Origin of the sequence: Microbispora hainanensis, assembly GCF_006874475.1 — a bacterium.
Classification (GTDB): Bacteria; Actinomycetota; Actinomycetes; order Streptosporangiales; family Streptosporangiaceae; genus Microbispora; species Microbispora hainanensis.
Genome location: NZ_VIRM01000007.1, coordinates 106,583 through 125,203, shown reverse-complemented (window position 1 = coordinate 125,203; position 18,621 = coordinate 106,583). Strand labels below are relative to the sequence as shown.

At 72.3% G+C, this 18,621-nt stretch carries 19 protein-coding genes and 1 pseudogene; 8 read left to right on the top strand and 12 right to left on the bottom strand.

Annotation, left to right across the window (positions count from 1 at the left end; genetic code table 11):
- Window positions 1-287: 287 nt before the first annotated feature.
- On the bottom strand, window positions 288-803 hold the full coding sequence (locus tag FLX08_RS08370) for a hypothetical protein (RefSeq protein ID WP_142617636.1): 516 nt from the start codon (window positions 801-803) through the stop codon (window positions 288-290).
- Between the two features lie 205 nt (window positions 804-1,008).
- Here FLX08_RS08370 and FLX08_RS08365 point away from each other — a divergent pair, with 205 nt between their 5' ends.
- From FLX08_RS08365 to FLX08_RS08355, 3 genes are all read left to right on the top strand, one after another.
- Entirely contained in the window at window positions 1,009-1,557 is a 549-nt protein-coding gene (locus FLX08_RS08365; RefSeq protein WP_142617635.1) for a TetR/AcrR family transcriptional regulator, read from the top strand.
- Window positions 1,558-1,580: 23 nt separating this feature from the next.
- Complete coding sequence (locus FLX08_RS08360) at window positions 1,581-3,755, top strand: MMPL family transporter (protein ID WP_142617634.1); 2,175 nt, start codon at window positions 1,581-1,583, stop codon at window positions 3,753-3,755.
- A 119-nt stretch (window positions 3,756-3,874) separates the two neighbouring features.
- Window positions 3,875-4,735, top strand: a complete 861-nt coding sequence (locus FLX08_RS08355; RefSeq protein ID WP_142617633.1) for a universal stress protein — start codon at window positions 3,875-3,877, stop codon at window positions 4,733-4,735.
- 109 nt (window positions 4,736-4,844) lie between these two features.
- Here the strand turns inward: FLX08_RS08355 and FLX08_RS08350 are convergent, their stop codons facing one another.
- The 5 genes from FLX08_RS08350 to FLX08_RS08330 all read right to left on the bottom strand — a co-directional run bounded on the left by FLX08_RS08350 (window position 4,845) and on the right by FLX08_RS08330 (window position 9,137).
- On the bottom strand, window positions 4,845-5,189 hold the full coding sequence (locus FLX08_RS08350; RefSeq protein WP_030509898.1) for an RNA polymerase-binding protein RbpA: 345 nt from the start codon (window positions 5,187-5,189) through the stop codon (window positions 4,845-4,847).
- A gap of 126 nt (window positions 5,190-5,315) precedes the next feature.
- The gene (locus FLX08_RS08345) at window positions 5,316-6,665 is read right to left on the bottom strand and encodes an MFS transporter (protein WP_142617632.1); all 1,350 of its coding nucleotides are present in this window, start codon (window positions 6,663-6,665) and stop codon (window positions 5,316-5,318) included.
- 186 nt (window positions 6,666-6,851) lie between these two features.
- On the bottom strand, window positions 6,852-7,649 hold the full coding sequence (locus FLX08_RS08340; RefSeq protein WP_142617631.1) for a glycerophosphodiester phosphodiesterase family protein: 798 nt from the start codon (window positions 7,647-7,649) through the stop codon (window positions 6,852-6,854).
- Window positions 7,650-7,963: 314 nt separating this feature from the next.
- Window positions 7,964-8,515, bottom strand: a complete 552-nt coding sequence (locus FLX08_RS08335) for an RNA methyltransferase (RefSeq protein WP_142617630.1) — start codon at window positions 8,513-8,515, stop codon at window positions 7,964-7,966.
- Window positions 8,516-8,522: 7 nt separating this feature from the next.
- Window positions 8,523-9,137, bottom strand: coding sequence for a class I SAM-dependent methyltransferase (locus tag FLX08_RS08330; RefSeq protein WP_142617629.1), 615 nt, complete (start codon window positions 9,135-9,137; stop codon window positions 8,523-8,525).
- Between the two features lie 128 nt (window positions 9,138-9,265).
- Between FLX08_RS08330 and FLX08_RS08325 the strand changes: the two genes are divergently transcribed.
- The 3 genes from FLX08_RS08325 (at window position 9,266) to FLX08_RS08315 (ending at window position 12,368) form a co-directional block, all read left to right on the top strand.
- Window positions 9,266-9,826, top strand: a complete 561-nt coding sequence (locus FLX08_RS08325) for an RNA polymerase sigma factor (protein ID WP_280117090.1) — start codon at window positions 9,266-9,268, stop codon at window positions 9,824-9,826.
- The gene (locus FLX08_RS08320; RefSeq protein ID WP_142617627.1) at window positions 9,826-10,716 is read left to right on the top strand and encodes a hypothetical protein; all 891 of its coding nucleotides are present in this window, start codon (window positions 9,826-9,828) and stop codon (window positions 10,714-10,716) included. Before FLX08_RS08325 ends, FLX08_RS08320 begins: the two co-directional genes overlap by 1 nt.
- A gap of 242 nt (window positions 10,717-10,958) precedes the next feature.
- Window positions 10,959-12,368 carry a hypothetical protein gene (locus FLX08_RS08315; protein WP_208761328.1) on the top strand — a complete coding sequence of 470 codons (1,410 nt, stop codon included), beginning with the start codon at window positions 10,959-10,961 and terminating at the stop codon, window positions 12,366-12,368.
- Window positions 12,369-12,374: 6 nt separating this feature from the next.
- Here FLX08_RS08315 and FLX08_RS08310 read toward each other — a convergent pair whose 3' ends face one another.
- The 3 genes from FLX08_RS08310 to FLX08_RS08300 are packed head-to-tail and all read right to left on the bottom strand — an operon-like array spanning window position 12,375 to window position 15,279.
- Window positions 12,375-13,322, bottom strand: coding sequence for a VWA domain-containing protein (locus FLX08_RS08310; RefSeq protein ID WP_142617626.1), 948 nt, complete (start codon window positions 13,320-13,322; stop codon window positions 12,375-12,377).
- Complete coding sequence (locus FLX08_RS08305) at window positions 13,319-14,239, bottom strand: DUF58 domain-containing protein (RefSeq protein ID WP_142617625.1); 921 nt, start codon at window positions 14,237-14,239, stop codon at window positions 13,319-13,321. Before FLX08_RS08305 ends, FLX08_RS08310 begins: the two co-directional genes overlap by 4 nt.
- Window positions 14,236-15,279, bottom strand: a complete 1,044-nt coding sequence (locus FLX08_RS08300) for an AAA family ATPase (protein ID WP_142617624.1) — start codon at window positions 15,277-15,279, stop codon at window positions 14,236-14,238. The genes FLX08_RS08305 and FLX08_RS08300 overlap by 4 nt, the downstream gene beginning before the upstream one ends.
- A gap of 106 nt (window positions 15,280-15,385) precedes the next feature.
- Between FLX08_RS08300 and FLX08_RS08295 the strand changes: the two genes are divergently transcribed.
- On the top strand, window positions 15,386-16,138 hold the full coding sequence (locus FLX08_RS08295; protein WP_142617623.1) for a hypothetical protein: 753 nt from the start codon (window positions 15,386-15,388) through the stop codon (window positions 16,136-16,138).
- 8 nt (window positions 16,139-16,146) lie between these two features.
- Here FLX08_RS08295 and FLX08_RS08290 read toward each other — a convergent pair whose 3' ends face one another.
- Complete coding sequence (locus FLX08_RS08290; RefSeq protein WP_142617713.1) at window positions 16,147-17,370, bottom strand: beta-ketoacyl-[acyl-carrier-protein] synthase family protein; 1,224 nt, start codon at window positions 17,368-17,370, stop codon at window positions 16,147-16,149.
- A 279-nt stretch (window positions 17,371-17,649) separates the two neighbouring features.
- Between FLX08_RS08290 and FLX08_RS08285 the strand changes: the two genes are divergently transcribed.
- Window positions 17,650-18,090: a GNAT family N-acetyltransferase gene (locus tag FLX08_RS08285; protein WP_244312492.1), complete on the top strand. Its 441-nt coding sequence runs from the start codon at window positions 17,650-17,652 to the stop codon at window positions 18,088-18,090.
- Here FLX08_RS08285 and FLX08_RS43235 read toward each other — a convergent pair.
- Window positions 18,087-18,332 (bottom strand): annotated as a pseudogene (locus FLX08_RS43235) (hypothetical protein); the annotation flags it as partial. The gene FLX08_RS08285 and the pseudogene FLX08_RS43235 overlap by 4 nt on opposite strands.
- Window positions 18,320-18,472, bottom strand: coding sequence for a hypothetical protein (locus FLX08_RS08275; protein ID WP_244312484.1), 153 nt, complete (start codon window positions 18,470-18,472; stop codon window positions 18,320-18,322). The gene FLX08_RS08275 and the pseudogene FLX08_RS43235, both read right to left, overlap by 13 nt.
- Between the last annotated feature and the right edge of the window lie 149 nt (window positions 18,473-18,621).

Here is an 18,621-nt window from a genome sequence, read left to right as displayed (position 1 = left end):
GAGACGGCTGAGATCGAGCGAGCCGTGCGGGCGTGCGGTGATGCATCGCCCGCACACGGCGGACGGGAGTGATCGACATGGGCGAGCGCAAGGCATGGCCGGACAGGCACGATGCCCACCCTTCCCATGCTGGAGCGTCCCGCCGAAGCCCTCGAGGTCCGGCTCAGTGTCCAATTCCAGCCTCGTCGCCAAGCGAGTCAGGTGGTCAGCGTTCAGCGGACAGAGGGCCGACGGAGACCTGCCGTACAGGCTGCTGAGACCTGCCGGACGGTGGCCGGGGCGAGTGCTCATACGTCCCGGGTCCTTCGTTCTCCGGGGCGGTCCGGCCAGAACTGGAGGAGAAACACTTCGGCTTCGTACTCCTCGGCCCCCAGCTCGAAATACTCGACTTCCTCGGGCTCCAATTCGATCGCGCGAGCCGACACCCTGACCCGCCAGCGCATGGCTCGCGCGCCCAAATCGACTTGAAGCGCACTCGCCACTTCTTCATCGTCTTCGAGATGGACCACCCCCGAACTCGCCCGAAACTGGACGATGGTCTGCTTGTGCCAGGCATCGTCCGGCGTGGGTGGCGGCTCGGCGGTCCAGACCTCGAAGACGAACCTTCCCGTCTTCAGTTCCAGGACGTCGTCACGCCCTGCGATCGACTCGATGACCATCAAGTTCTGGGTCGTGGAGCACAATTCGCCGCCCAAGAGCCGCGCATCCTCGGTGTCGATGGTCGGGCCATCGCCGTCAGCGAGGAGATAGCGTCCATATCTTCGCTGAAAGGTGTCCTGGGCGGTGATCAGCAACTCGGCCACAAGCTCTCACGCTGTCACATGCGGCGGGGATATTCGACCAAGATCGGATGAGTTCCCCGGTTATATCGCCATTTAGGGCGGTTTTCCGCGCGGCGTCGCCGCGTACGCCGGGCCGCAGTGGCCGGCATGGGGTGCCGGCGGGCGCCGGGGTGGGTCACTGGCCGATCGGTCAAAAGCTGGCCGATCGGTCAGTTAGGGTGTCCGCATGGCACGTTCCGCAACCACCATGCGCGCGGACATCCTGGACTCGGCCGTGCGGCTGTTCGCCGCGCACGGCTTCCGCGGCACCTCCCTGCAGGACATCGCCACGGACGCGGGCTGCTCCAAGGCGTCCTTGCTCTATCACTTCACGAACAAGGACGCGATCCTCACCGAACTGCTGGCGCCCGTCGGGCCGGAGTTCGCCGCGCTGGAGGGACGGCTCGCCGGGCTCGACGGCGAGGAGGCCGCCCGGGCCGCCGTCGCCGGGCTCGTCGACCTGTCGCTGCGTTTCCGGCTGCAGGTGAAGATCCTGCTGCAGGACGTCGACGCGCTGATCAACCGGCCGGAGCTGCCGGACGTGGACGGCCTGACCGAACGGCTGACGGACGCCCTGTCCGGCCGCTCGGCCGCCCCCCAGGCCCGGGTCTGGGCCTGGATGGCGATGCTGGGGATCATCCTGACCAGCGCCAGTGAGCTCGCGCTCCCCGAGGAGACGCTGCGCGCGGAGCTGACCCGCGGCGCGTCGCGCACGCTCGGCCTGCCGGCCGACTGACCTCCCGAAGAAAGAGATCTGCTGTGGCAACCCTGCTGTACCGGCTGGGCCGGTTCTCCTTCCGCAGACGCGGGCGCGTGGCCGCCGTGTGGCTGCTGCTCCTCGTGGTCCTGGGCCTGGGCGCCGCCGCGTTCCACGGCCCGACCGGCGACAAGTTCGCCATGCCCGGCACCGAGTCGCAGCGGGCGCTGGACGCCCTCGCCAAGGAGTTCCCGCAGGCCGGCGGCGCCACCGGCATCATCGTCGTCGCCGCTCCGCAGGGCCGGAAGCTGGCCCCGGCCGAGGTCGCACCGGTGGTCAAGGAGGCCGCCGGCATCCCCGGCGTCGTCGCCGCCCTCGACCCCTTCACGACCGGCGCCGTCTCGGCCGACGGCCGCTACGCCCTGGTGCAGGTGCAGTTCGACCGCGGGGCCAAGGACGTCACCGAGGGCCAGCGCGCGGCGTACCTGAAGGTCGGCTCCTCGGCCGAGGGGCTGCGGGTCGAGCACGGCGGTGAGGTCCTGAACGCCGCGCCGGAGGTGGGCGGGTCCGAAGGGATCGGCGTCGTGATCGCCGCGGTGGTCCTGATCGTCACCTTCGGCTCGCTGGTCGCCGCCGGGATGACCTTGCTGAACGCGCTGATCGGCGTGGGGGCCGGCATGGGCGGCCTGTTCGCGCTCAGCGGCCTCGTCGAGCTGACCTCCGTCACGCCGGTGCTGGCGCTGATGCTGGGCCTGGCCGTCGGAATCGACTACTCGCTGTTCATCACCTCCCGCTATCGCCAATTCCTCGCCGAGGGCGTGGCGCCGGAGGAGGCCGCGGGCCGGGCCGTCGGCACGGCCGGATCGGCGGTCGTGTTCGCCGGGGCCACCGTGGTCATCGCGCTCGCCGGACTGTCGGTGGTCGGCATCCCGTTCCTGAGCGTGATGGGCCTGGCCGCCGCCGGCACCGTGGCCGTCGCCGTGCTGGTCGCCCTCACGCTGCTGCCCGCCTTCCTGTCGTACGCCGGAGCCCGCGTGCTGCCCCGCAAGCAGCGCACCGGGGAGAACGCGGACGCGGGCGGCCGGGGCTTCGGCCACACCAGCTTCGGACACACGTGGGGGCGGGTGGTCACCCGGCTGCGCGTGCCGATCCTGCTGGCCGGGGTCCTCGGCCTCGGCGCGCTGGCGCTGCCCGCCCAGGACCTGCGGCTGGCCCTGCCCGACGCCGGCACCGCCGCCCCGGGCACTCCGGCCCGCGAGGCGTACGACCTGACCAGCGAGGGGTTCGGCGAGGGCTTCAACGCCCGCCTGATCGCCGTGGTCTCCGCCGCCGACCGCGCGGCCACGACGGCCGCCGCCGGTCAGGCCGCCAAGCTGATCCAGCAGACTCCCGGCGTGCTGGCCGTGGCCCCGCCGCAGCCGAACGCCGCGGGCACCACCGCGCTGCTGACCATCATCCCCAAGGCCGGGCCCACCGCCGCGGCCACCGAAGACGCCGTGCACGCGATCCGCGCCAAGGTCGCGAAGATCGGCGGCGCGGAGATCGCCGTCACCGGCGCGACGGCCGTGGGCATCGACGTGTCCGACAAGCTCGCCGACGCCATGCCGGTGTACCTGCTGCTGGTGGTCGGCCTGTCGGTGCTGCTGCTCATGCTCGTCTTCCGCTCGATTCTGGTCCCGGTCAAGGCGGCGCTGGGCTTCCTGCTCACCGTCGGATCGACCTTCGGCATCACCGTGGCGATCTTCCAGGAGGGCCACCTGGCCGGTCTGCTGGGCGTGGACGTGCCGGGCCCGCTGGTGAGCTTCCTGCCGATCCTGCTCATCGGCATCCTGTTCGGCCTGGCGATGGACTATGAGGTGTTCCTGGTCTCGCGGATGCGCGAGGACCACGTGCACGGCGACACTCCCCGCCAGGCGACGATCAACGGCATGGGGCACAACGCGCGGGTCGTCACCGCCGCGGCGCTGATCATGACGGCGGTGTTCGGAGGGTTCGTGTTCCTGAACGACCCGATCATCAAGTCGATGGGCTTCGCGCTGGCCGTCGGGGTGCTCGTCGACGCCTTCGTGGTCCGGATGACCCTCGTCCCCGCCGTGATGTCGATGCTCGGCCGCGCCGCCTGGTGGCTGCCGCGCGTCCTGGATCGGGCGCTGCCCGATCTCGACGTCGAGGGCGAGCGGCTGCGTCACCACCTCACCGCCCGCGCCGCCGTCGCCCCCGAGCGCGCCCCGTTGTAGGAGCGGGGGTGTCGTAGAGGGCACCGGAGGCCGGAGGTCCCGTCTCGGCGGGACTTTCGGTGCTCGTACGGCACGGCGGGGAACGATGTGATGGAAGGACCGGACGAGGGGAGGGCGTCATGATCGTCGTGGGGGTCGACGGCTCGCGCGCCGGCATGGAGGCCGTCTGCTGGGCGGCGCGGGAGGCCGCCCTGCGCGGCGTCCCCCTGCGCATCGCCAACGCCATCCCCGCCTGGGCGTGCTCGACCACCCAACAGGGCCCGTACGCGGACGTCGCGGCCTGGATGCGCGACGGCGCCGCCGCCGTGCTCAGTGCCGCCGCCGAGCGGGCCCGCGCGGAGGCGCCCGGGGTGCAGGTCGACACCGCGATCCTGGCCGGCGACCCGCGCCCGGCGCTCATCGAGGCGGCCGTGGACGCCGATCTTCTGGTGGTCGGCAACCACGGGCTCGGCGGCTTCCGCGGCCTGCTGCTCGGCTCGGTCGCGTACGGCGTGGCGAGTCACGCGCCGTGCGACGTGGTCGTCGTGCGTGAGGTGCCCGCCGCGCCGCGCCCGGAGATCGTGGTGGGCATCGACGCATCGCCCGCCTGCGGCAAGGTGCTCGACTTCGCCTTCGCCGAGGCGGCGTTGCACGGGACGGGCCTGCGGGTGGTGCACGCCTACAGAGCGCTGGAGGCGGGTGGCGGCTTCGCGCCGCTCCCCGACGACTTCGACGAGGAGAAGGCCGAGGTGCGGATGGTCAGGGAGGCCGTCGCCGGGCGCCGCGAGCTCTACCCCGACGTCAAGGTCGTCGAGGAGGTCGTCCGGGGACATCCGGTGGACGTGCTGCGGCAGGCGTCGGCGGGCGCCGAGCTGCTCGTCATCGGCTCGCAGGGGCGCCGCGGGTTCACCGGCCTGATCCTCGGATCGGTCTGCCAGGCCATGCTCCACCACGCGACCGGCCCCATGGCCATCGTCCGCACGCCTTCGTCCACCGGCTGAGCGGCCCTGGCCCGTGCCAGACCCCAGGCCCGAACAGAACGGCCCAGGTACGCCGAACGCCCCCGGCGGGCCCGGTTGGTCCGGGCCGCCGGGGGCGTCTGTCGGCGTCCTACGCGCTCTTGCGTCGCTGCTCGCGCAGAATGGCGAGACGCTCGTTCAGCACCTCTTCGAGGTCCTCGATCGAGCGGCGCTCCAGCAGCATGTCCCAATGGGTCCGCGGAGGCTTCGCCTTCTTCTGCTGGGGCTGCTCAGCGTCCACCCGCAGTGCCGGGCTGCCGCAGTGACGGCACTCCCAGGTCGTGGGAATCTCGGCCTCGACGGCGAGCGGAACGGTGGTGAGATGGCCCTTCGGGCACGTGTAGGACACCTCCTGGCGCGGGGCCAGGTCGGTGTTGCGGTCGTTCTCGTAGCTGGTCGCGCCGAGCCGGGTACCGCGAAGTGCACGCTCGCCCATAGTCTTTAAGCCTCCTGAGGTCCCCGCCTTCGAGGGGTTCGTTCGCCACCGCGTACAACGCCTGATACCGTGTGTGGATTCCCAGCGGAGACCTGATCCAATCGCGCTTTTTCCGTCCCACTGGTCTCAGATGTGGTCGGGCACCTCGTTCCCCGCCTCACGGATGGCCCGGGGAAGGTTGACAACGCTGAGCAGCACGAATCCGAGGACGAAGAACACCACCAGCGAGACGATCGCGGTGCGGTAACTGTCGGTGAGCTGGAGCGCCAGCGTGAGCACCAGCGAGCCGAGGAACGCCGACCCCTTGTCGCTGATCTGGTAGAGGCTGAAGTACTCCGCCTCCCGGCCGGGCGGGATCACCAGGGAGTACATCGAGCGCGACAGCGCCTGGGTGCCGCCCATGACGATCGCGATGGCGAAGGCGATCGCGTAGAACTGGACGGCCGAGCCCTTCTGCAGGAAGTAGGCCACGCCCACCACGACCGTCCACACCACCAGGCTGGCCAGCACCGTGCGCTTGGTCCCGAACCTCAGCGCGAGCCGCCCGAGCCCGAGCGCGCCGCCGACGGCGATGAACTGCACCATGAGGATCGCTCCGATCTGGTGCGTCTGGCCCAGCCCCAGCTCCTGGTCGGCGTACGTGGCGGAGAAGCTGATCACCGTCTGCACGCCGTCGTTGTAGACGAGGTAGGCCGCGAGGAACAGCAGCGTGCGGGGGTAGCGCCGCAGGTCGGCGATCGTACGGCCGAGCTGGCGGACGCTGCCCGCCACGGCCCGCACCGCGGTCGCCTCGTGGAAGGGCACCCGCCGGTTGCGCAGGCGCAGCATCGGGATCAGGGTGAACGCGCCCCACCACAGGCCCGCCGACGCCAGGCTGATCCGCACCGCCAGGCCGGTCTCGATGTCGGCGAACAGGTAGATCACCAGGTTGACCGCGAGCAGCAGGCCGCCGCCGAGGTAGCCGAAGCCCCACCCCCTGCTGGAGATCGCGTCGCGTTCCTCCGCCCCGGCGATCTGCGGCAGGAAGGAGTCGTAGACCACGCGCGCCGCGCCGAAGGTCACGTTGGCGACCAGGAACAGCGCGCCGCCGAGCAGGTAGGCGTCACCGGACACGAAGTAGAAGCCGAGTGTGGCCACCACGCCCAGGTAGGCGAAGACCCCCAGGATCTGCTTCTTGCGGCCGGTGTGGTCGGCCAGCGCGCCGACCACCGGCATGATCACGATCTGCAGCAGCACCGAGATCGTCACCATGGTCGTGAAGTACGCCTTCGGGCGCAGGTCCAGGCCAAGGAACGCCACGAAGCCGCCCTCGCCGCCCGCCGCGGCCGTGGCGATCGTGGTCAGGTACGGCCCGAGGAAGACGGTGAGGACGGTCGTCTGGAACGCGGAGTCCGCCCAGTCGTACCAGTACCAGCCGCGTTGCTCGCGCCGCCGCGCGCCGGGAATCTCCTCGTGGACGACCTGGGGAGCGGTCATGGTCTCTCCTCACGGGGGTGGAGCGTCGCCGGGGGCCGGGAGATCGGCGCAGGCCGGGTTCATCGGGGGACAGAGTTGAGGGACAGAGTTGAGGGACAGGGGTCAGGGACAGAAGTCAGGTGTCGGGGGACGGGTTCGACGGACGGTGTCAGCGGGGTGGTCCGGGCCGGGCGGGATGGTCCGTGGTCACGGCTCCGCCGGGCGGGGGTGCCACTGCCCGCGTGACTTGAGCACGTCGCGCAGGCCGCTGATGTTGTCCGTCATGATCCCGTCGACGCCGAGATCGAGCAGGTGGGCCATGGTCACCGGGTCGTTCACCGTCCACACGTGCACCTGCATCCCGATCGCGTGCGCGGTGCGCACGAGGGCGCGGGTGGTCACCCGCAGGCCGCGGAACCCGATCGGCGCCTGCGCGCACGGCACGCCCGCCCGGGCGAGCCCGGACAGCAGCCGGCCGTACCCGCCTCCCACCGCGGCCGTACGCAGGGCGGCCAGGCCGCGCGGGCCGAGCGAGAAGCAGACCTCCCGGTCGATCGCCCGGCGGGCGCGGGCCAGCCGCGCGTCGGAGAACGAGGTCAGGCACACCCGGTCGTACGCGCGGGTGCGGCGGATCGCCTGGGCCAGCGGCGCGATCGCGGCGCTCTCCTTGACGTCGATGTTGAACCGTACGTCCGGCCAGGTGCCGAGCAGGTCTTCCAGCAGCGGGATCTCGTGCCGGCCGCCGATCCTGGCCTCGCGCACCTCTCGGTAGGGCAGCCGCGAGATGCGGCCGGTGCGGTCGGTGACCCGGTCGAGGGTGTGGTCGTGGAACGCGAGCAGGACGCCGTCGGCGGTCGCGTGCGCGTCGGTCTCCAGGTAGGTGTAGCCGAGCTCGACCGCCCGGGAGAAGGCGGCCATGGTGTTCTCGCGGGCCTCCGCCGCTCCGCCTCGATGCGCGAAGGCGAGCGGTCCGGGGTGGTCGAGGAACGCGAAACGGCGATGCACGAGAGGAGTATGCCGGGTTCCGGCGAAACAGTCAGCGCACCAAGGTGAACATTTGCGTCACAAGAGTCCCTTGTCATCTTCCGGGGAGAAGTTCCGCTTCGCCGTGTCGCGGATCACTGCGTGTCCGCCGGTCCACGAAGCCGCTGGCGCCGTCGATCACGTGGACGTGGACGCCGGCGCTCACGGCAACTGGCTGTTCGGTCCGCTCCCCGCGCCGGCTGACCCGCCGTACGGCGGTCTGGGGCGCGTGGCGAGGCTCGCGGCCGGCGCGGGCCGCGAGCCTCGCCGCCTGGCGTGCCGGGGGTGAGCGTCGCCTATCCGGCGGCCGACGCCCACTCCTGCCGCCGGGCCTCCGCCATCGCGATGGCCGCGGCGACCGCCACGTTGACCGAGCCGACCCTGCCGACCTGCGGGATGTAGGCCACCGAGTCGGCCGCCTCCAGGCAGGCGGGGGAGCAGCCGTGGTCCTCGCTGCCGAGCACCAGGCAGACGTCGCCGCCGAGCTTGGCCTCGTGTAGCGGAACGGCGTCGCCGGTCAGCTCGACCGCGACCACCCGGAAGCCGTCTTCCCTGGCGGCGCGTACGGCCTCGGCCACCGGGACCGGCTCGTGCCACTCGACCAGCCGGTCGGTGCCGAGCGCGGTCTTCTGCGCCTTGGGATTGGTGGGCGGGGTGGCGTTGCCGGCCAGCCAGATCGTCTCCACGCCGAAGGCGGCGGCCGTACGGAAGATCGATCCGATGTTGAACGGACCGGTCACCGATTCGAGGATCAGCGCGAGGCGGCCCTCGGTGTTGCGGCGCCAGGTGCGGTTGAGCCGCTTGACGTCGGTCGGCTTGAGCTGCCTGCGCGGGTTGGGAGTGCTCATCGGGCGGTCATCGCTCCTGGATTTCTGCAGTGCGGGCGTCGACCCGCAGGACGCGGTAGGCCGACCGGGAGGCCAGCCGGGACGTGGGCCAGCCCCGGTCGCCCAGCCAGCGCTGCAGGGAGTCGGAGCCGAGGTGCTTCTGCACGACCAGATAGGCGCTGCCGTCGGGGGTGAGCCGGTCGAGCCACCGGGTCAGCATCTCGTGCAGCGCGGCCTTGCCGATCCGGATGGCCGGGTTCGACCAGATGGCCCGGAATCTGACGTCCTCGGGCATCTCGTCGGCATGCACCGACCTTACTTTGTCAAGGCCGGCGCTCGTGGCGTTCCGCGCGCACAGCTCCACGGAGCGCCGGTTCACGTCGACGGCCCACACCGTGGCGTTTGGCGCCCGTGACGCCATCGTCAGCGCGATGGGCCCGTAGCCGCACCCGAGGTCGAGAAGGTCGCCCTCGGCCGGGGGCGGCGGGACGGTCTCCAGCAGCACCCGCGTCCCGGGGTCGACGCGTTCGGGGGAGAACACGCCGCGGTCGGTCTCCAGCCGCAGGTGCAGATCCGGGAGGACCAGCGCGACCGAACCGGGCCGGCTGGCCGCCTGGGGACTCTCCTCGAAGTAATGGGCCACGTGCCCAAACGTACCAACGCCGGAGACCCGTGATCTCCGCGCCTGCGAGGAGCGGGGGCAGGCTGAAACACTTCCGACTTTCCGGACACGTACGAGGTGACGGAGAACGCGGCGAAGGGGGAGTTTCGGTGGCCCGCTCGGACCTGAGGCGTCGTTTCGAGGAGATCTATATGGCGCACTACGCCGATCTCCTCGGATATGTGCGGCGCCGCACCGAATCCCCCGAGGACGCGGCGGACGCTCTCGCCGAGACCTTCGCCACGGCATGGCGCCGCATCGCCGACGTCCCTCCCGGCCCGTCGGCCCGGCTATGGCTGTACGGCGTGGCCCGGCGGGTGCTGGCCAACGGCCGCAGGTCCGAGACTCGCAGAAGCGCGCTCATGGAGCGGCTCGGCGCGGAGCTCGGCCAATGGGACGAGCACGAGTGGATACCGGATCGTGAGGATCTCGACGCCGTACGGACGGCGTTCCGGCGCCTCGGCCCCGACGACCGCGAGGTGCTGGCGCTGGTGAGCTGGGAGGGGCTGGGATCGGCGGAGATCGCCACGGTGCTGGGCTGTTCGCGCGGAGCCGCCCGCCTCCGGCTGCACCGGGCGCGCAAGCGTCTCGCCAGAGAGCTGAGCTCCGCAGGGATCGATGTGGCCCGCTATTGCGCGCGGATACCGGCGCTGGCGGGAGGGGAGGCGTGATGATCCACGACCCCGATGACCTGCACCGGCTCGTCGCCCGGATCGCTCCGGACCCGGGCCCGGGGATGACACCGGCCGCCCTGGACCTGCTGGAGGAGATCGTCTCCGGCACGGCTCCCGCGGCCCGCCGCCGGCGTGTGCCGGAGGCGGTCACCGGGGCGGTCCGCCGCGTCCTGCGCCGCCGTCGCCTGGCGCCGTTGATCGTCTCGCTCACCGCCGTCCTGCTCGCCGTGGGCTGGCTCGTGCCGGGAGCGGCCGGTCTCGGTCCTACGCCCGCCGCCGCGGCGCTCGACATCAGGCGGGAGGGCGACCACTACGTCGTCATGGTGCGGGACCTGTTCGCCGCGCCCACGTCGTACCAGCGGGAACTGCGTCAGCGTGGCCTCGACGTGGACGTGCGGCTCGTGCCGGTGACGGCGGCCACCGTGGGACGCGTGTTCTACTTCGACGGCACCCGGGACCTCAGCGCGATCACCCCGATCGAGGCGCCCGGCGAGTGCACGCGCTTCGGCGGCTGCCCGATCGGCTTCCGCATCCCGGTGCGGTTCCGCGGGCACGCGACCGTGTTCCTCGGCCGTGCCGCACGGCCGGGGGAACGCTACGGAATCCTGGAGGCCTTCGACATGGAGGGCCGGCCCTTCCACTGCGTGGACTATGTCAACAAGACCGTCGCCGAGGTCCTGCCCCTGCTTCGGGAACGCGGCGTGCGGGCGGAGTTCGCCTCCTACGTCACCAAGGGGCCCAGGCCGTCGGCGCCGGCCGACTGGTACGTCTACAGCGGGGTCATGGTCGCCGACGGACAGGCGCTCGTGCTGGTCGGCCCCACCCCCGACCCCCAGCCGCGCCCCAGGGACGCCTTCTGCCCGGGAGCCAGTGGAAACGGCCACTGAGAACGGCGTCGGCCTGACTGGGGCGGGCAGGCGCGGAGGCGGGCCCGGCGCCGCTATGCCGCACCAGCGGCGTCGTCGGGCCGGGGTGGCACCCGGTGCCCATGCCTGCCCTCACCGGCCCCCGGTGAATCGCCGGCGCTGACGGGCGTTCCCGTGCTGATCGGCATGCCCGTTGGCCCCGCCGGGGCGGCCGGTCGAACGCGGTCGCCGCCTGCCCATCCCCTCAAACGATCGGATTCGTCATGCCCGCATACGCCCGTGTCCCGGTGCTCGCCGCGATGAGGCGCCACCGGGCCTTCATGGTCGCGCTCGTCGCGGCGGCCGCCCTCCGGGTGGTCACCATGCTCGGTTATCCGCCCGCCCGGCTCTATTGGTACGACTCGTTCGCCTACCTGCACAACGCCGTTCACCTGCGGCCGGAGCAGGGATTCCACCCGATCGGATACCCCCTGCTGCTGCGTGCCCTGCTGCCCTTCCACAGCGTCGAGGTGGTCGTCGCCGTGCAGCACGCGATGGGCCTCGCGACGGGAGCGATCGTCTTTGCGGTGCTGCGCGGCAGAGGACTGCCCGGCTGGGCCGCGGTGGCCGCCTCGGCGCCGGTGCTGTTCGACGCGTCGTTCCTCCGGCTGGAGCACGCCGTGGTGTCCGACACGCTGTTCATCCTGCTGGTCGTCGCCGCCACCGCACTGCTGGTCCGCCGGCCGGTGCCGTCCGCGCGTGCCGCCGCGATGGCCGGCCTGCTGCTCGCGGGCGCCGCCCTCACCCGGACCATCACGCTGCCGCTGATCCTGCTCGTCCTGCTGGTGCTCGCCGTCCGCCGCGTCCCCTGGCGCCGGCTGGCCATTCTCGCCTTGACCGGGTTGCTGCCGGTCGCCGCGTACGCGGCGTGGTATGGCGGGGTCCACGGCCGGATCGGCGTCAGCGGCACGGACGGTGTGGCCCTGTGGGCCCGTTCGATGCCCTTCGCCGATTGCACGGTCATCCGGCCTTCGCAGGATCTCGCGCCACTGTGCCCGAACGGGACCGTCCTCGACGCCGCGGGGGAGTACGTGTGGGCGAAGGAGTCCTCCCTCAACCGGCTTCCCGGCGGACACCTCGCGCTCAACGACCGGGCACGCGCCTTCGCGCTGCGCGCCATCGCCGCCCAGCCCTTCGACTACCTGCGCGAGGTGGCGAAGGACACCGCGCTCGCGTTCGCCTGGACCCCGGTCGCCCATCCGGCCCGGACCGTTCCCGCGTTCGGCTTCGCACTCGGCACCTGGCCGCTGCCCGCCGATCAGCCGCTCGCCGACGAGGCGAGACGGGAGTACGACCCGGATCTCACCGGCATGCGCTCGGTCCGGCCGTACGCCGACCTGCTGATCGCCTATCAGCACCCGGCCTACCTGCGCGGGCCGCTGCTGGCCGCCGTTCTGCTGCTGGGTGCGGTAGGGGCGGTGCGGCGGTCGTCGCGGACGGCGGCGCTGCTGCCGTGGGCGGTCGCCGTGACGCTGCTGGTCGCGCCGGTGGCCGTGCTCGACTTCGACCACCGCTACGTGCTGCCCGTCGTGCCCGTGGCGTGCCTGGCTGCCGGGCTTGCCTTCGCCCGGCCGCCCCGGCGCGCGGCAGCGGACAAGGCCGGTGAGCCGCCCCAGGCGGTGCGGGTCGGCTGACCGCGGTCAGGGGATGCGGGCGCCGAGGAGCATCGCGGCCACGGCGGCCAGCAGGCCCGCGACGATCGCCGCGACGAGGAACCGCTGGGTGATCTCCTGGTGCACCACCTTGTAGCCGAGCGAGGTGCCGATCTGCGTGTACACGTCGCGCAGCTCGCTGCCCGACTCCGCGGTGTACGCCCGGCCGCCGGTGCCGTCCGACAGCGACTTCAGCGTGGTCTTGTTCACCGGCACCTGCACCGCCCGGTTGTCGATCGTCACCGTGCCGTCGGGCGTGCCGTACGCGATCGTGGAGACCGGCACCTTCGCGCTGACCGACGCCTCGATGGCCTCGTTGACCGAACGCCCGGAGGTGTTGTCGCCGTCCGACAGCAGCACGATGGCGGACGGGGGCGGATCGGTGACCGCCCGCTGGTCGAACGACCTGATCGAGTCGAGCGAGTTGAACACGGCCTCGCCGATCGCCGTGCCGGGCCGGGTGGTCAGGCTGGAGATCGCGGTGTTCACGGCCGCGTGGTCGGTGGTGGGGGAGATCACGACGGCGGCCGATCGGGCGAAGGCCACCACGCCGACGTTGAACCGCTCGGGGAGGTCTTTCACGAACTGCTGGGCCGCCTGCTTGGCCGCGACGAGCCGGCTGGGCGGGACGTCCGCCGACTCCATCGACAGCGACACGTCGACGGCGACCATGATGGTGGCGCGGTCGCGGGGCACCCTCACCTCGCCCGCGGGCCGGGCCGCGCCGAGGACCAGCAGGCTCATCATGACGAGGAACAGCACGGCGGGCACGTGCCGCCGCCAGGTGGGCCGCTCGGGCGCCACCAGCGACAGCAGCGCGAGGTTCGTGAAGCGCACGGTGTAGCGGCGGCGCGCGAACTGCGCCGCGACGTACGCCGCGACCAGCGCGGCGACCAGGACGAACAGCCACAGCCACGCGGCGGCGAGGAACGTCATGCGCCCGCCTTCCTGTTCGCGGCCCGGCGCAGCAGGTGGGAGGCCCGCCGCTGCCGCAGCACGAACTCGGCGATGTCGAACACCCAGTCGCGGTCGGTGCGCAGCACCAGATGGGCCGCCCCGGCCCGGCGCAGCGCCGCCCGGGTGTCCTGCCGTTGCCAGGCCGCCGCCTCGGCGTACCGCTGTCTGAGCGACTGGGACAGGTGGACGCCGCGCGAGCTCCCGGTCTCGGGGTCGGCGAGGGTGACGAACCCGACATCGGGCAGTTCCAGCTCGCGGGGGTCGATGATCTCCACGGCGAGCACCTGGTGCCGCGCGGCCAGACGGCGCAGCGGCGGCTCCCAGGAGTCGGGCGAGTCGAGGAAGTCGGAGACGATCACCCGCAGCCCGCGCTTGCGGTGTGCCGTCGCCATCATCTCCAGAGCCTCCCCGAGATCAACCGCGCCCTGCGCGGGCGGCGCGCTGAGCAGCGAGTGCAGCAGAGCGTACAGCCGGGGGCGGCCCGGCTTGGCCGGATAGCGGTGCACGTCGTCGCCGTACAGGATGTAGGCGCCGAACCGGTCGCCCACCCGGCTGGCGAGGATCCCGATCGCCCCGACGGCGCTGATGACCAGGTCGCGCTTGGACATGCCCGCCGTGCCGAACTCCATGCTGGCCGACAGGTCGGCCACCGCCCAGGTCTCCAGCTCGCGGTCGGCGATCAGGTCGCGCACGTGCGGCACGGTCGTGCGCGCCGTCACCGCCCAGTCCATGCGGCGCACGTCGTCCTCGCCGGGCACGTACACGCGGGTGTCGCCGTGCTCGCTGCCGGGCCCGGGGATCAGTCCCTGGTGGCGGCCCTGCAGCAGCCCGTCGAGCCGCCGCACCACCGTCAGCTCCAGCCGCCGCAGCGCCTGGTCGGGGTTCGCCCCGCTCATCGCATGCCCTGGTTCCACACGACGAGCGGCGGCGGCACCGCCTGCAGCACCCGGCGTACGACGTCCTCGGGGTCCACCTCGTCGGCCAGCGCGTCGAAGGTGAGCATCAGCCGGTGCGACATGACGTCGACCGCCACGTCGCGGACGTCGTCGGGCAGCAGGTAGTCGCGCCCGCGCAGCAGGGCCAGGGCCCGCCCCGCGGCGATCAGGCCCAGCGTCGCCCGGGGGCTCACCCCGATCTCGATCGTGTCCTGCAGGTCGGCCAGGCCGTAGTCCACCGGGGTGCGCGTGGCCATGACCAGCCGTACGACGTAGTCGGCCACGAGCTGGTGCACCGAGACCTCCTCGGCCAGGTCCTGCAGCCGCACCAGCGTGGCCGGGTCGAGCACCGGCCTGGGCACGGGCGGGCGCACGCTCATCCGCTGCAGGATCTCCAGCTCCTCGTGCGCGCTCGGGTGGGACACGCGCACCTTGAACAGGAACCGGTCGCGCTGCACCTCGGGCAGCGGGTAGACGCCCTCCGACTCGATCGGGTTCTGCGTCGCCAGCACGATGAACGGCCGGGGCAGCGGGTGGGTGCGCCCCGCGAGCGTGACCTGCCGCTCGGCCATCACCTCGAGCAGGGCCGACTGCACCTTCGCGGGAGCGCGGTTGATCTCGTCGGCGAGCAGGAAGTTGACGAACACCGGCCCGAGCTCGACGTCGAACCGCTCCGAGCTCGGGTGGTAGACGCGGGTGCCGACGATGTCGCTGGGCACCAGGTCGGGGGTGAACTGGATGCGGGCGAACGTGCCGCCCACGACGGTGGCCAGCGTCGAGGCGGCCAGCGTCTTGGCGACCCCCGGGACGCCTTCGAGCAGGCAGTGCCCCCGGGCGAGCAGCGCCACCATCAGCCGCTCGACCATGTGCTCCTGTCCGACGATCACTCGCCGGACCTCGGCCAGCGCCTCCCGCAGGGCGTCCAGCCGCGCTTCGCCCTCCTCCTGCTCCGTCACGCCCTCGCCGGGCTCCGGGTCACTGCGTTCATCGGCAACGGTCATGCTCGTTATTCAATCGTGACTCGGCTGGAGAATCCATTTCTCTCCCATTTGCCCGTCCCGGCGCGTGCCACACCCCCTGCCGCGCCCGTGTGTTTTCATGTGAGGGATGGTGACTCCGCTGCAGTACGGCGATCCGCCCCACGTGGGGCCGTTCGCGCTGCAGGCACGGCTGCAGACGGCCCCGGCCGGGCTCGTCTACCTCGGCCAGGCGCCCGACGGCCGGGTGGTGTCGGTGGCCGTCCTGTCCAGCGGCGCCGCCCTCGACGCCGCCGCCAGGGACCGGTTCGTCACCGCGGTCAGGCAGGCGCAGGGCTGGACGGGTGTACGCGGGTGGGGCGCCTCCCTGGTCGACCGGGTGCGCGGCCGGGTGCCCCCCGACACGCCACCCGTCCTGGCGATGCAGGGCGGTCCCGCGCCCTGGGTGGCCGTGCCGTACGTGCCGAACGGCCCGGGGGCCGAGCGGTTCCTCGACCCGGTCACCGTGTCCGGCACGTTGATCGGGCGGCGGCACGGGCCCGACTTCGCGCACTACTGGCTGGGCGACCGGACTCCCGCGCTGCCCGCCCCGCCCGCGCCGCCCCCGCCGCCGGTGGCCACCCGGCGCGCGGTCGTGCTCGCCTCGACGCTGCTGGCCACGCTCGTGCTCGCGCTGCTGCTGGTCACCTGGATGCTGCTGTTCCGCAGCGAGGAAGAGGCGGAGCCGCCCCGGCCGCTGCCGAACACGCAGTTCGTGCCCACCCCGCCGCCCGAGCCCGCCTCGCCCGAGCCGCAGCAGCCCTCCCCCGGTCCGTCCGGCAGCGGCGACGGCAGCGAGAGCCCCTGGCCGGATGAGCTCTTCGACGGCCGCGGCCCCATCTGACGCACCCGTCAGGCGCTGGTGAACACCAGGGACGCGTTGTGCCCGCCGAAGCCGAAGGAGTTCACCAGACCGGCCGCCCATCGGCCGCTGCGCGGCGCGCCGGCGACCAGGTCGAGCTTCACCTCCGGGTCCGGGACGTCGAGGTTGCGGATCGCGGGGATCATCCCGTCGCGAAGGCCGAGCACGGTGGCGATCGCGCCCAGCGACCCGGCCGCGCCGCACAGGTGACCGGTCATCGACTTGATCGCGGTGACCGCCGGGTGCGTGCCGATCGCCTGGGCGATCGAGGCGTTCTCGGTCAGGTCGCCCGTGGGGGTCGAGGTGGCGTGGGCGTTCACGTAGCCGACGTCGAGCGCGTCGAGATCGGCGTCGGCAAGGGCGAGCCGCATCGCGCGCGCCTGTCCCGCCGCGTCGGCGGCGGTGATGTGGTGGGCGTCGGAGGTGACCCCGGCGCCGGCGAGGGCGGCGTGCACCCGGGCGCCGCGGGCGGCGGCGAACTCCTCGCGTTCCAGCACCACGAGCGCGGCCCCCTCGCCCAGCACGAAGCCGTCGCGGCCCACGTCGAACGGCCGCGACGCCTCCTGCGGCGCGTCGTTGCGCGTGGACACGGCCTTGGCCTGGGCGAACCCGGCCAGGGTCAGCGGGTGCACGCACGCCTCCGCGCCGCCCGCGATCACCACGTCGGCGCGCCCGAGCCTGATGAGGTCGAGGCCCATCGCGATCGCCTCGGCGCCGGTGGCGCACGCGCTCACCGGCGTGTGCGCGCCTCCGCGCGCGCCCAGCTCGATGCTGACCACCGCCGCCGGGCCGTTGGGCATCAGCATCGGCACGGTGTAGGGCGAGATCCGGCGCGGTCCTGACCTTTCGAGGATCTCGTTCTGCGTCAGCGTGGTGAGGACGCCGCCGACCCCTGTGCCGATCACCACGGCGAGGCGCTCGGGCTCGACGGCGGGCGCGCCCGCGTCCGCCCACGCCTCCCGCGCGGCGACCAGCGCCGCCTGCTGGCAGCGGTCGAGCCGCCGCGCCGCCACCCGGCCCAGCACCTCGGCGGGATCCACCGACAGCCGGCCGGCGATGCGTACGGGCAGGTCCTCGGCCCAGTCCTCCTCGATCAGGCGGATGCCCGACCGTCCTTCCAGCAGGCCCGCCCAGGTGCCGGCCACGTCCCCGCCCAGCGGTGTGGTGGCGCCCAGCCCGGTGACCGGCACCCGCGCCCTGATCCCGTCTCCCATCGACGACCCCCTGCTCTGTGCTGGCCGCACCGACGCGTCCTTCATGGCGGTGCGCTTTCCGGTTCTCACGCTGCCGCAGTGCCACCATTTCGGTCAGGCGTGACGATCAACCAAAAAGCCGCGGAAGATTTGTCCGTGCCGTGCTGCCCGCCCCCGCTCCTCACCGGTCCGTGGTCGCGTGTCGCAGAGCGCCGTGCGAACCTCGTGGGCGTCTATCCGAAGGGCAATAGGCTCGGATGCGTCGCCACATGTCGAAAAGATCAGGGAGGCCCGTAATTGGTGATCATCGCTCAGGAGACGGCGTTCGACGAGGCAGAGGTGTTCGAGCTCTACGACTCGGTCGGCTGGCACCCATGGACGCGCGATGTCGCTCGGGTGTGCCGGAGCCTGGCCAACTCGCACCTGGTCATTACCGCCAGAGACGAGTCGGGCCGACTGCTCGGCCTGGCACGGACGGTGTCTGACGACGAGATCGTCTGTTATGTGCAGGAGTTGCTGGTCAATGCCCAGCACCACGGCAAGGGCGTCGGCCGCCGGCTGCTGGAGCACCTCAAGGACCGGTACGCGCACTGCCGCTACTTCGTCCTGACCACCGACCACGAATCCACTTCGGAAGGCCCCGCCAACCACGCCTTCTACCGTCGCCTCGGGCTGATCGAGCACCACGAGCAGGGCCTGTCGGCATTCGGCCTGCGGGTGCGCGACCCGCGGAGCCTCTAGACCGTCCAGGCGCGTTCGCGCAGGAGCTCGACGCGTACCTCGCGGTGCTGCCGGGAGGTGCCGGCGCGGCGTCGAGGAACCTGCGCCAGGCCGATCAGCCGGCCTTGGGGCCGCCCGGCAGGTCGTCCGGCCACATGCCCGGCGAGCTGGACCGCGCGGTCCCAGGACTCCACGTCTATGATCATCCGGTCGGCGATGAGGTCCGTGGTCTCGGCGAACGGACCGTCGGTCACCGGCGGGCGAGGCGCTCACGCTCGGCCCGCTGCCGGACCAGCTCCTCGACCGCGCTCGGCAGGGTCGTCTCGAAGTCGATCAGCTTCGCCCATGTCGGCGTCACCACGATCCGGACCATGCCGTCGTAGAGCGGGTCGCGCAGGGCCACGCGGGCGCGGGCGCGGCGAACAGCACGCCGGCGGTGAGAGCGAATCCCGCCGGATATCCCACTGGTCCGGCCGGAAGGCTGAACCCGGCCGCGCCCGCTGTGGCGTCCGGCCGGCGGGTGACGCGGGTTCGCCTTGCATCAGCGGGGCC

What these genes read in the sequence shown, in the direction of transcription:
- FLX08_RS08320 (WP_142617627.1), top strand. Translation starts at nt 9,826, where the DNA reads ATGATCCACGACCCCGATGACCTGCACCGGCTCGTCGCCCGGATCGCT.
- FLX08_RS08350 (WP_030509898.1), bottom strand. Translation starts at nt 5,189, where the DNA reads ATGGGCGAGCGTGCACTTCGCGGTACCCGGCTCGGCGCGACCAGCTAC.
- FLX08_RS08315 (WP_208761328.1), top strand. Translation starts at nt 10,959, where the DNA reads ATGCCCGCATACGCCCGTGTCCCGGTGCTCGCCGCGATGAGGCGCCAC.
- FLX08_RS08365 (WP_142617635.1), top strand. Translation starts at nt 1,009, where the DNA reads ATGGCACGTTCCGCAACCACCATGCGCGCGGACATCCTGGACTCGGCC.
- FLX08_RS08295 (WP_142617623.1), top strand. Translation starts at nt 15,386, where the DNA reads ATGGTGACTCCGCTGCAGTACGGCGATCCGCCCCACGTGGGGCCGTTC.
- FLX08_RS08335 (WP_142617630.1), bottom strand. Translation starts at nt 8,515, where the DNA reads ATGAGCACTCCCAACCCGCGCAGGCAGCTCAAGCCGACCGACGTCAAG.
- FLX08_RS08310 (WP_142617626.1), bottom strand. Translation starts at nt 13,322, where the DNA reads ATGACGTTCCTCGCCGCCGCGTGGCTGTGGCTGTTCGTCCTGGTCGCC.
- FLX08_RS08355 (WP_142617633.1), top strand. Translation starts at nt 3,875, where the DNA reads ATGATCGTCGTGGGGGTCGACGGCTCGCGCGCCGGCATGGAGGCCGTC.
- FLX08_RS08305 (WP_142617625.1), bottom strand. Translation starts at nt 14,239, where the DNA reads ATGAGCGGGGCGAACCCCGACCAGGCGCTGCGGCGGCTGGAGCTGACG.
- FLX08_RS08345 (WP_142617632.1), bottom strand. Translation starts at nt 6,665, where the DNA reads ATGACCGCTCCCCAGGTCGTCCACGAGGAGATTCCCGGCGCGCGGCGG.
- FLX08_RS08290 (WP_142617713.1), bottom strand. Translation starts at nt 17,370, where the DNA reads ATGGGAGACGGGATCAGGGCGCGGGTGCCGGTCACCGGGCTGGGCGCC.
- FLX08_RS08300 (WP_142617624.1), bottom strand. Translation starts at nt 15,279, where the DNA reads ATGACCGTTGCCGATGAACGCAGTGACCCGGAGCCCGGCGAGGGCGTG.